8 protein-coding genes are annotated in these 11,448 nt (G+C 37.9%); 4 read left to right on the plus strand and 4 right to left on the minus strand.

Annotation, left to right across the window (positions count from 1 at the left end; translation table 11 throughout):
• Position 1: 1 nt before the first annotated feature.
• The 3 genes from VLZ86_RS04795 (at position 2) to VLZ86_RS04805 (ending at position 1,058) form a co-directional block, all read left to right on the plus strand.
• A complete protein-coding gene (locus VLZ86_RS04795; protein ID WP_325449290.1) occupies positions 2 to 319 on the plus strand; it encodes a rhodanese-like domain-containing protein in 318 nt (105 codons plus the stop codon).
• A 4-nt stretch (positions 320 to 323) separates the two neighbouring features.
• Positions 324 to 542, plus strand: a complete 219-nt coding sequence (locus VLZ86_RS04800; protein ID WP_325449292.1) for a hypothetical protein — start codon at positions 324 to 326, stop codon at positions 540 to 542.
• A 117-nt stretch (positions 543 to 659) separates the two neighbouring features.
• Positions 660 to 1,058 (plus strand): hypothetical protein, encoded by a 399-nt coding sequence (locus VLZ86_RS04805; RefSeq protein ID WP_325449294.1) that lies wholly within the window; start codon positions 660 to 662, stop codon positions 1,056 to 1,058.
• A gap of 35 nt (positions 1,059 to 1,093) precedes the next feature.
• Here VLZ86_RS04805 and VLZ86_RS04810 read toward each other — a convergent pair whose 3' ends face one another.
• From VLZ86_RS04810 to VLZ86_RS04820, 3 genes are all read right to left on the minus strand, one after another.
• Positions 1,094 to 1,468 carry a response regulator gene (locus VLZ86_RS04810; protein ID WP_325449296.1) on the minus strand — a complete coding sequence of 125 codons (375 nt, stop codon included), beginning with the start codon at positions 1,466 to 1,468 and terminating at the stop codon, positions 1,094 to 1,096.
• A 6-nt stretch (positions 1,469 to 1,474) separates the two neighbouring features.
• Positions 1,475 to 5,929 carry a chemotaxis protein CheB gene (locus VLZ86_RS04815; RefSeq protein ID WP_325449298.1) on the minus strand — a complete coding sequence of 1,485 codons (4,455 nt, stop codon included), beginning with the start codon at positions 5,927 to 5,929 and terminating at the stop codon, positions 1,475 to 1,477.
• Between the two features lie 300 nt (positions 5,930 to 6,229).
• Positions 6,230 to 8,953 (minus strand): CheR family methyltransferase, encoded by a 2,724-nt coding sequence (locus VLZ86_RS04820; protein ID WP_325449300.1) that lies wholly within the window; start codon positions 8,951 to 8,953, stop codon positions 6,230 to 6,232.
• A gap of 215 nt (positions 8,954 to 9,168) precedes the next feature.
• Between VLZ86_RS04820 and VLZ86_RS04825 the strand changes: the two genes are divergently transcribed.
• Complete coding sequence (locus VLZ86_RS04825) at positions 9,169 to 9,585, plus strand: response regulator (protein ID WP_325449302.1); 417 nt, start codon at positions 9,169 to 9,171, stop codon at positions 9,583 to 9,585.
• A gap of 11 nt (positions 9,586 to 9,596) precedes the next feature.
• Here the strand turns inward: VLZ86_RS04825 and VLZ86_RS04830 are convergent, their stop codons facing one another.
• Complete coding sequence (locus VLZ86_RS04830) at positions 9,597 to 10,451, minus strand: alpha/beta hydrolase (protein WP_325449304.1); 855 nt, start codon at positions 10,449 to 10,451, stop codon at positions 9,597 to 9,599.
• Positions 10,452 to 11,448: the final 997 nt, after the last annotated feature.

Below are 11,448 nucleotides of genomic sequence, written 5' to 3' on the forward strand. Positions count from 1 at the left end.
TATGATTTCAAAACTAAAGGCGCTCTTAGGAATAAAACCAGCTCCAAACTACAGTCAGCTTCTAAAAGAAGGTGGTATTATCGTAGACGTAAGAAGTAAAGCAGAATTCTCGGGTGGACATATTAAAGGATCAAAAAACATTCCTTTGCCATCATTAAGCGCAAACCTCAACTTATTGAAAAATAAAGATAAACCGGTAATTACTTGTTGCGCCTCCGGGATGCGAAGTGCTTCAGCAAAGAACCTGCTTAAATCAAAGGGATTCACAAAGGTTTACAACGGTGGTTCCTGGTCTTCGCTTAATAACAACATTCAATGACCCGATGATAAACAGAATTCTTACCGGATGGACTTGGACACGGGCAGGCTACTTACTCATAGGAATTTGGGTTGTCGTCCAAAGTGCGATTGAAGGCGAATGGATTGGAATCGTCCTTGGTGCCTTGCCAGCCGCTATGGGCCTTTTTGGATTGGCTTGCGCAGGAGGCAATTGCAGTACGGGAACTTGTGGGATGAAAACTGATTTCAAGGAGAGAAAGTAATCGTATTAAGCTCGCATTAATAATTGGTTTGGACGATATTACCATAGCTTTAGGCTTCCCAAACTTATTTATAGTATTTTTGAGCCTATAAAATAATCGATCAACAATTAGCAGTTTATGCCTTATCAAATCGTATTCGACCTTTTTTGGAATCAAGTTAAAGCAAGTATTCAAGAGGGTAGCTTTGCAAAACTGACCATGGCAAAAACCATTGGCAAACCTAACCTAAAGAACATATTTGTAAGACCTCTCCAATCCGAGGATAACTCTAAGGTGTTAGTGAAATCTCACTACAGGTCTAAAGAAACTGAAGATGAAGAACACGAACTTTGCCTAGAAGAAACCTATGCATTTTTGAAATCACATCTCCATACGGCTTTTTCTTCGGTACTTTTATTTACCACAAAAAAAGACATCACTTTCAAAATTAACAAAAAGGGAGCGGGACGGATTACAGAGAATAACCCAACATTTCGTGACGTGAAACGAGCTCAGATTGATAAGGATAATCAATAGTAAAGATTTGTGGTTTTCTACATTTCAAATAACTCCTATTTATCAATGCTTACATCCATTAAGATAGTTTCGATTTTTAAAAATAACTCCTTCATATCAAAGGGCTTGGCTATAAAATCTGTGGCTCCTGCGGCCAGACATTCCGATTTTATTTCATTATCTGCAGACATCATTAATATAGGTAGGTGAGCCGTCAATTGGTTTTCTTTAAGTTCCTTACAAACAGCCATACCACTCACTCCAAATATGAATTGATCCAAAATTAATAAGTCAATCGCGCTATCAAGTACATTATCAACCGTTTGATCAGGTTTGTTTGAAATGAATGGCAAATACCCTTTATGGGTGAGCATTAATTTTAGCATTTCGCAGATCATGTGGTCATCATCGACCACGAGTATTTTAAACATTTCTTTTTATTTATGGTTTTGGTACTGATCCAGAGTAATAGTAAATTCTGAGCCTTTTCCCTTTTCGCTCTTTACTGATATAACTCCTTGGTGTCGCTCGATGATTTCTTTGCACAGATATAATCCGATCCCAAAACCTGAATACTTTTCCTCGTTTGTGCCGCTTACACGATAAAAACGCTCAAAAACGTGTTTTTGGTCCTTCTTTGGAATACCTACGCCATAATCCTTAATACTTATTGAAACCTTAGCTTCCTTTGGTTCAAAGATCTTAACTTCAATGTTCTTGTTATCTGGAGAGTATTTGATGGCATTGGTAATTAGATTGATGATTACTTGACCTATCCTATCTCTGTCTGCAAAAACATCACAATGCACTTCTTGACTAAAGATAATTTCTGCTTGTGCATGTGCATAGACAATATCCTGAATAGTATTTTCTATAAGCACATTTAAATTAAATTTTTCCTTTTGTAAATGCAATTGACTCACTTCAATTCTGTCAATGTCCAACATTTCAGAAATCAAACGCGTCAATCGGGTTGTTTGATTATCAATACGCTCTAATGAGCTTTTAATTGGCAATGAATCCCATTGTATTTCATCTTGACCATCCATTAAACTTAAAAGAAGCTGGGTGTATCCTTTGATTGATGTTATTGGCGTCTTGAGTTCATGGCTCACCATCCTCATAAAATCCTCCTTCCGTTTTTCTTCCTCCTTTAATTTTTGAATTTGGGTATTGGCACCTATCCACATTAGTATTTTCCCATTTTCATCCTTTACCGGGATGGCACGGCTAATATGCCATTTATAATGTCCGTTTTTGTCCAGAATTCTCATTTCCATCTCAAAAGTATCTCCACTTTTTACTGCGTTATTCCAATTCTGTTGGACACTTTGGAGTTCTTCTGGATGGATTAACTTTTCCCAACCTTGTTTTTCCATTTTGTCTAAGTCCCAGCCTGAGAAATCAGCCCACATTTTATTGTAGTAAAACACCTCACCATCAACGGTGGCATTAGTGATCATGTCGGGAACCAAATCTGCCATTTGATGGTATCTGGCTTCACTTTTTCTTATTTCTTTATTTAATTCTGCCTCTGCGGTGACCTCTGTGGCGATCATGGTCACCCCAATAATTTGACCGTCAACATGACGTTGTGGATGAAAGATGAAGTTGTAATAAGCCATTTTATTCTTTCCCTTTCGCGCCAAATTGATGGGCATTTCATTGCCCTTATAGGTTTTTCCGGTTTTATAAACTTCACGTAAAATATCGCCATATCCTTGCTCTTCAAAGCTTGGTATGGCAATCAAGAATGGCTTTCCAACAATTTCCTTTCCTTTTGCCATCTGATCTAAAACAGCTTTATTTGCTACCTTTACGATAAGCTCTTCACCTCCAAGAATAGCAATGGGAGACGGTGATGAATGGATCAGTTCATTATACTTTTGTGCGCTGGCATCGATTTTATTTTGTGCAAGCACCTGATCGGTTACTTCTGTAACAATTACCATAATTCCTGTGATCGTATTTTTACGATCGAACATAGGTTGGTAAACGAAATTATAAAACCCCTTTATTTTTTTATTCTTTTTTATAATACTCAACTCCATTTCTCTACCATGAAATGGTTTGCCAGTTTTTAGCACGGTATCCAAAAGTTCTTTGATGCCTTGATCTTTCAGTTCGGACATTAATTCAAAAAAATGACTTCCAATAAAGTCTTTTTCTTTATCAACCAATTCAAGGTAAAGATCATTGGCAAGTTCTACCTTGTAGTCTTTCCCTTTTAAGACCATAATGGCTATGGGAGCCTGCATTACAAGGCTTACAAATTCTGAAAGAATCTCCTGGTCCTTTTGATGTAAGTATCTTTGATAGGTGATATCTTCAATGACCAATAAAATCATGTTTTGGGATGCATCATCGCGTTTAATCTCACGGGCATTTAAGAGCATGGTGCGCGCTCCTAGCGATTCAAATTCTTGGGTCACTTCAAAATCTGAAATACTATCTCTTTCGGGCAGTAGGGATTCCAATAGGCTTTTCAATTCTGGGATGTTCCATTGTCCATTTCCCAATTCATAGATTAATCTACCTTCGGTATCCGATTCATTCACCTGGAAAGTTTTATAAAAAGAATCATTTGCGCGAATGACCTTAAGATTTTTATCCAAAACCAGTAAAGGTTCACGTACCGTCATGATGATGCCTTCAGCAAAATTACGCTCTTCAGTCAACTGTTCATTTAAATTAATGAGTTCGTGATTGACTGCAGAAATCTCCTCATTGGTGCTTTGCAACTCCTCCCTACTGGTTTCAAGTTCTTCATTGAGACTTTGCATTTCTTCGCCTGTACTCAATAATTCTTCATTGGCAGTTTGCAAGACCTCATTAGCAGCCTCCTGATCTTCGATAATGGACCGCATATTTTCTCGAGTGGCCATAATTTCTTTTTCCAAGTGTTCAATCCGTAGGTCTTTTTCATCCTTGTTATAACCCTTTATGGATTTAGGTGAACTGCCCTTGAGCATCGCAGGCGGATGAAAAAGTATGAGGTAGTGTGGCTCTTCAACATTGGGCAGAGAGACGGCTTCCAACGATATCAATTCTATATTACCGTTCAACTGAAACGGAATCTGTTTCATTATTACGGGTTTATTGTCTTTTTTTACTTTATGGAAAATATTGTGAAGCTCAAATGCCAGTCCTCCCTTAGCCATTTTGGCTAAATTATGACTTGGTATACCGTCTTGTTGCCCCAAATAAACCTCGATGTCACCACGAAAAAGCACAATGTCCATACTCTCATTCACCACCACACTAGCAGGTGTGTAATGTTGCAACAAGTATTCATCGGCTGTTTGTTGAAAATCGATGCGCCTTTTCGGAATTGGACTATTTTTTTCAATTTTATTGCGCAATGTCTGTTCACTATATCTATTGGAAGAAAGCATGGTTTTTCTTGCGGTATCCCTGCGCATAAAAAATTTATCGCCTTTGAGAACGGGAGTGAAATGATCGGGCACACTACTTGTTGTTTCTGAGCTTCCAAGCAATAGATACCCTTTTGTGTTTAAGGCATAATGAAAATTGGTGAGCGCCTTTTTCTGTAAATAGGGTTGAAAGTAAATGAGCACATTTCGGCAACTTATCAGATCCATGTTGCTGAAAGGTGGATCTTTTAAAAAATTATGTACCGCAAAGACGCAGAGTTCACGCACCTCTTTGTTAAGCAGATAACCGCCGCTTGATTTACTAAAGAATTCTTTTAACCGCTTAGGACCGACATCCTCAACTTCCTTTTTTGTATAAAATCCTTTACGTGCTTTAGAAATAGCAATCTCACTGATATCTGAGGCAAAAATTTTTATATTTTCTTTATATGTTACGTCTTCTGAATTGTAGAGATCAGGATGTGCATTGAAATATTCTTTTAAGCAAATGGCCATGGAGTAAGCTTCTTGGCCCGTGCTGCATCCGGCAACCCATAAGCGGATGGGTAGATCATTTTTCTTATTTTGAATAATCGACGGCAGAATGGATTTACATAAATTGTCAAATACATCCGGATCCCTAAAAAAAGTAGTCACCGGAATAAGTAAGTCTTGAAATAATAAATCCTGCTCCTCCTTATTTTTTTTCAGATAATCCAGATAGGTAACGAGACTTTGATTTTTAGTGATCACCATTCTACGCATTATTCTCCTATAAATGGTGGTCTTTTTATAATAAGTAAAGTCTGTTCCCGTGCGAACGCGCAATAGCGCGATAATTTGTCGATAGACATCCTCATCCGATGGCGAGCTATCTTTTTTATCTATGTTGTTTTTATCAATAGTGCTAATGACCTCTCTTATCTTATTGGGTATTTCTTGAACCTCCAATTCAAAATCTACCACTCCTGCCTCTATGGCATTGCGGGGCATGTCTTTCCATTCTGCAGATGCAACATCCTGCGCAAAGGTGATGCCGCCGTATTCTTTTATTGCTCTCAAACCTTCTGTACCATCTGAGCCTAAACCTGTAAGCACTACCCCCAAAGAATGGGATTGATGGATAATGGCAAGCGAATTGAAAAATAGGTCGATGGGAAGGTTTTGCTTATATGTGCTTGGTTGAGGTCGAGGACTTAATTTAAGAATACCATTTGTTGCCAATAACATTTTATTGCTGGGAATAATGTAAATGTGGTTTGGCTCCACTTTGATATCATCGGTAATTTCAAGTACGGGTAGCTTAGTGTTCTTTTGTAAAAGCTCTGGCAGGAGGCTTTCGTGCTTCGGATCTAAATGCTGTACAAGCACATAGGCCATCCCAGAATCCTCTGCAATGCCTGCAATTAACTTTTTAAAAGCCGCGAGACCACCAGCGGATGCACCAATACCCACAACGGGAAATTCATTGGTAGACATGATAAGGGTTTTGTCTGTTTCTGGTGTATCTTTTGTCATTTTGTAATCTACCATTTAAATAAGTGTAAATGTGCTTTTTGTTGAATTTTAGTGTAAAACACATTAAATAAATTTCAATATAGAAAATGATTCCCCAGTAATTCTCAGTTCATCTCGTTAATGCTGAAATTTCACGATGCGCAAAAAAGAGAATGGCTATAAGGGATCGTCGAATCGTGTAGGCTTTTCTAATCATGATGTAGTTCTAGGTTCCTAGTTTTCTCTACTATCTTTTCGTAAACATATACCATTTCCAGAAATCAACCAAACGATATATTTGGATGACATTCATTTTAATTGTTATTTTGGTTGGGTCTTAGGCAAGATGATATGAAATGCCGCACCTTCTCTCTCTTCAGATACCATAAATACGGTACCATGGTGATTTTGAACAATTTTTTTAACCAGCGACAGCCCAATTCCACTTCCATCGTAGTCCTTTGAATTCTGTAGGCGCTGAAAGATTTCGAAAACCTGTTGGTGATATTGTGGACTTATTCCGATCCCATTGTCGCTGATGGTGATTTCAAAATAATCCAAATCCTGTTTAAGATTAGGGTATTTTTCAATATCTTTTTTAGATAATGGCCGTGAAGACACGGTAATTATAGGCGCAACCTCCTTCGTTGAAAACTTGAGGGCGTTGGCCATCAAATTTGTTAGCAACTGGGTCATTTGAAGCGGTATGGCTTCAATCTCGGGCAACTCATTGATCGTTATCTGGGCCTGTTTTTCCTTTATAAGAACTTCAAAGTCAAGAATGATATCTTTAAGTATTAGGTTGAGATCCGTCCACTCATATAAATCACCGTGGTGCGCAACGCGTGAATAATCGAGTAAACTCTTGATCAGTCCGGACATCCGTATTGCGGAATTCGCAATTTTCTCCAATGTCACCCTATATTTAAAAAGATCATCATCTTGATTGTTCAACAAGAGATCCGAAAAAATCATTATTTTTCGCAAGGGCTCTTGTAAATCGTGGCTGGCTACGTGCACGTACTTATCTAATTGTTCATTGGTCTGTTCGAGTTGGGCAATCAGTTTTTTATAGCTCTCTGTCTTCTTTCTTTCAGTGATGTCTTCCATAGATAAGAGAATCAGTTTTTCCGAATCCTTTTCACGAACGATTTCCCTGGCGTTGAGCATAAAAGATCTTTTCTCTCCCGAAGGAAGGGCGAACACAATTTCTTCATCAACCACACGTTTTTTCTCTGGAAGCACCTTTAGCAATAAGGTACGCAAGCCGTCATTATCCCAAAATTCATCCTGCATTTTAAAGAAAGGCATGCCCTCAATTTCGGTCTTAACCACCTTAAAATTCTTATAGAATGAGGCATTTGCAATCTGTACACGAAAGTCTTTTTCCAACACCAATAGAGGTTCCCGTAGATTGGCGATGATAGCCTCAAGATAATTGAGCGTAAAATTGACTTCGCCTTGTTTCTCTAATAGCTCGCGGTTGATGTTGATGAGCTCTTCATTAGTTGATTGTAGTTCTTCTTTTGACGTCTCCAATTCCTCATTTAAGCTTTGCATTTCCTCGTTGCTGCTCGATAATTCTTCGTTGGCACTCTGTGATTCCTCATTAAAGGCTTCTTGGTCTTGGCTGATGTGACGCATGTCTTCCCTGATTTGCTCCAATTCGTTTTCTAAGGAAGTGTTACGCTTATTTAAATGGTCTTTCTCTGAAGATTTAAAGTTAGATTTCCAGATTTTCAATAGCCTATTCCCAAAGGAAGTACTCGGTAATTTTTTCCGAAACAGAATTAAATAGTGTGGCTCCAAGGTGTTGGGAAGTGGTACGACCTCAATACTGGCGGAGAAGCGAACTCCATTGAACAGTACCTGAATACCTTCCTTAGTAACTGATTCCTGGATCGTTTTGGCCTTGTGTATGGCATTTCGCAGTTCAAAAACTAATTCCTTACGCGCCATTTTCAATAGCTCGTGGGTAGGCTTGCCCGAGGATGGCGCCAAAAAAGGGTCAATATTTCCGTTGACATGAACGACTTCCATATGTTCGTCAACAACGACGCTGGAGGGGGTATATTTAGAAATAAGAATCGCTTCTGCATTTTCTTTAAACCCCATTTTGGAATGATTTTCCATTGGAATTTTATTTATTGGAATTACTTTGTTTTCTTCTCTGTGTTGATTGAGAGTTCGCACAAAACGTCCAGACCCTGGCCTGCGTATAAAGAGGCCATCTTGTTTTGAAAAAGTTATAAAAAGGTTAGACAAAGAGTCTGTGGTCTCCGATTTTCCGAGCAGCAAAAACCCATTCTCATTAAGACCATAGTGTAAGGTGACCAGTACCTTTTCTTGTAAAATGGGATCTAAATAAGTCAATACATTACGACAACTTACCAGATCCACATTGCTAAAAGGCGGGTCTTTGATAAAACTATGCACCGCGAACACTATGCTATCCCGAACCGATTTAACGACTTTGTAGCTCCCGCCAATTTTAGTGAAATATGTTTCTCTATTTCTTAGCGAAAGCCCTTCCAGTTCAGCAGCAGTATAAATGCCTGAACGTGCTTTAGAGATGGCGGATTCTGAGATGTCTGTTGCGAATATCTGAATCTCTTTATGGTGTGTGCTTTGACCTGCAGTAAGTCCACCTAATATATCGAAAAACGCAATGGCCAACGAATAAGCTTCCTCACCGGTGGAGCAAGAACTTACCCAAATACGGATGGGTTTATTCAATTTTTTATTTGCCAACAATTGTGGAAAGACGGTGGTCGACAATTTTTCAAAAATCTCTGGATCGCCATAAAAGGCGTTCCCATTATTGCGTAGATTCTGGTTCAGAGTATCCTTTTCAAATGTGTTTTCTCGGAGCAAATTCAAATAATCACGATGGCTCGTTATGTGATTGATGGACATTCTTTGATCTGTACGCCGCATTATAGTGTCTGGAGGCGCTTCATGGAGTTTTTCAAAAGAGTTGGTTCCCCCTGCTGATGCACCGATACCAACTATCGGTAATTGCTCTCGTATTTTTTCTTCCTCCATTTGGTTTTTGTTGTCAAAGTATAAATCGCAAGTATAATGTATTGTGTTCAGGAAGAGTTTTAATGGATCCTAAATCCTAGTTCTGCAAGCTATACAAAGTTTTTAAGAAACAGACCTATATGGATGACCTAAAATGAAGTTCAATTTATCTTTTATAAACCCTATTGAAAGTTACAATTTTTATTTAAATTGCGTTATATCCTAAACCAATCCTTGTGAAATCCACATTAAAAATCATGATCGTTGATGATGATGAAGACGATATTGACTTTTTCTTTGACGCGATAAATGGTATCAATCCGACATATACCTGCATTGCTGCTGGAAACGGGGAGATTGCGCTCCATAAACTACAAAATAATAGTGTAGAAGAACTACCCGATTTCATCTTTCTTGATTTAAATATGCCCCGAATGGACGGAAAAACCTGCCTTGGAGAACTTAAGAAAGACCATAAACTGAAAGATATCCCTGTAATTATTTATACCACGTCTGACAATCAACTGGATAAGGATGAGACTTTAAAACTTGGTGCAGCACATTTCTTGACAAAGGCGAACACCTTCAATATGCTCCAGGCAAATATTAAGGACACATTAATGTTAGTGAGTTCTAAAACAAAAAAGGGTTGAAGTAATGCTGCCTATTTTCCTGCAAATTTTATCAACTCTGAATTAAACTTATCCATTTCCTCCAGAAACAAACTGTGGCCGCTTTTTTCAAAAGCAATTATATGAGAATCTTTGATACCGGATTTCATCTGTTCAGCCAAATCAAAAGAACATATCTTATCCTTTTTGCCATGCATTATCACTGTAGGAATTTTAATTTTCTCCAAGTCGGGCCTTAGATCGGTATCACGTAAAGCAATTAAACATTGTGCGGTGGCATAAGACGATGCACTGAGATTAATCCCATTCAACCAACTCTTTAATCCTTCGTTTAATGAGGTTTCCGTTGCAGAGAAGATATCTCCAACATTGGCTAATAACTGCGGTCTGTCCCTATAATTCAATTCGATTAATTCATCAACCTCACTTTTGGGCAGGTTGTATTTGAAATCGTCGCGTTGTGTCCAAATTGGTGCTGCGGCTCCACACAATGCCAGCCTAGAAACATGCGCTCCATCATACATAGAGACATAACGAATTGCAATGGCACCACCCATTGAAAAGCCAACCAAAACAGCATCTTTTATGTCAAGTTTGTCTAATACGGTTTTGATGTCCATGGCGTGAATATCATAATCATATTCTCCATAAGGCTTATCTGATTTTCCAAAACCCCTTAAGCCAATACCAATTGCCCTGAAGTTATTTTTTATCAAAGCGCTGTATTGATATTCATACATCTCGTCACTTAAAGGCCAACCGTGTATTAATACAACAGGTCTGCCCTCACCTACATCAGTAATATGAAGACGTACATTGGGTTCTACTTCAATGTATTCAGCTCTGATCTTTACTGGCTTTGTTTTAACAATTGATTTTTCCATCATTTTTAATATTTAATTATTCCTGAGTTAGTGTATTTTCGTTATTTTTATTTCGTCAATAGTAATTCCGAGTACTTTTGCTGCTAACATTTAAAAGTTGCTATTAGCACTGAAATTGTTAAACAGTCGGTTCATCAAATAGTTGGTCATGCCTTCTGAAAGGCTTCATTTCTGGTTAGCGACATCTTGTGTATTTATTTAACTCGTAAACATAACCACGTCTTCCAACATTTCAAATGACCCAGATCATTCGGTTTCAAGATATTGCCTCTTTTCACTAAAAATCTAGGTCAACCTTTATCATGTCATTTGATAACTAATTATTTTATTTTTGTACTCACCTAAAATGCCATGCAAAAGGTTTAGAAACCACTTCTTAAAGCTATTTTATTTCTATTTATTATGGGCAATCTTGGATGTGAAAATGACAATCAATCCATACTGATTGTTACGGACAGGTCGATAGGGATAAACCCTGTCTTTAGAGACTCAGAAATGACTTTGACAAGTGCTGACAGATTCAAAAAGGATATCCATAGGGCGGCTTTTTAACAGAAGATATAAGCTTGGAAAGAAGCTCCTTAAGAGTAGGGCCAAATGAGATTACATTTAAAAAGAAATCTTTAATTGTAACCTGTTTGGCTATTTTTTTTGGTTATTTCAGGACGGGTCAAATCCATAGATACTCCATAGATACTCCATGGATAGTGTATGGAATGGATAAATCCAAACACCTTAAAGAAAAGAAAATTCTGTACAGTGTAAAATATTGGATCGAAAATTTATACCTATCCATAACAGCTTCTATCTAACTTTCATATTCCACAACTATTTGAATTCATCCTTTATGACTTGATCCCAATTCGGTCAACAGTGTTGACCGCACTTTTTTTGTTGACCGACTTGTGGTCAACACATTAAATTTAATCAAATTAAAGGATATTGCTGAAATGTAAAAAGCTTGTAAAACCATATGTTTTACAAGCTTTTGATGCTTTTG

Source organism: Gelidibacter sp. (assembly GCF_035515035.1).
GTDB lineage: Bacteria > Bacteroidota > Bacteroidia > Flavobacteriales > Flavobacteriaceae > Gelidibacter.

Excerpts from the sequence above, each read along its gene's own strand:
- VLZ86_RS04815 (WP_325449298.1), bottom strand. The coding sequence starts at position 5,929 with ATGACAAAAGATACACCAGAAACAGACAAAACCCTTATCATGTCTACC.
- VLZ86_RS04830 (WP_325449304.1), bottom strand. The coding sequence starts at position 10,451 with ATGATGGAAAAATCAATTGTTAAAACAAAGCCAGTAAAGATCAGAGCT.
- VLZ86_RS04805 (WP_325449294.1), top strand. The coding sequence starts at position 660 with ATGCCTTATCAAATCGTATTCGACCTTTTTTGGAATCAAGTTAAAGCA.
- VLZ86_RS04795 (WP_325449290.1), top strand. The coding sequence starts at position 2 with ATGATTTCAAAACTAAAGGCGCTCTTAGGAATAAAACCAGCTCCAAAC.
- VLZ86_RS04820 (WP_325449300.1), bottom strand. The coding sequence starts at position 8,953 with ATGGAGGAAGAAAAAATACGAGAGCAATTACCGATAGTTGGTATCGGT.
- VLZ86_RS04810 (WP_325449296.1), bottom strand. The coding sequence starts at position 1,468 with ATGTTTAAAATACTCGTGGTCGATGATGACCACATGATCTGCGAAATG.
- VLZ86_RS04800 (WP_325449292.1), top strand. The coding sequence starts at position 324 with ATGATAAACAGAATTCTTACCGGATGGACTTGGACACGGGCAGGCTAC.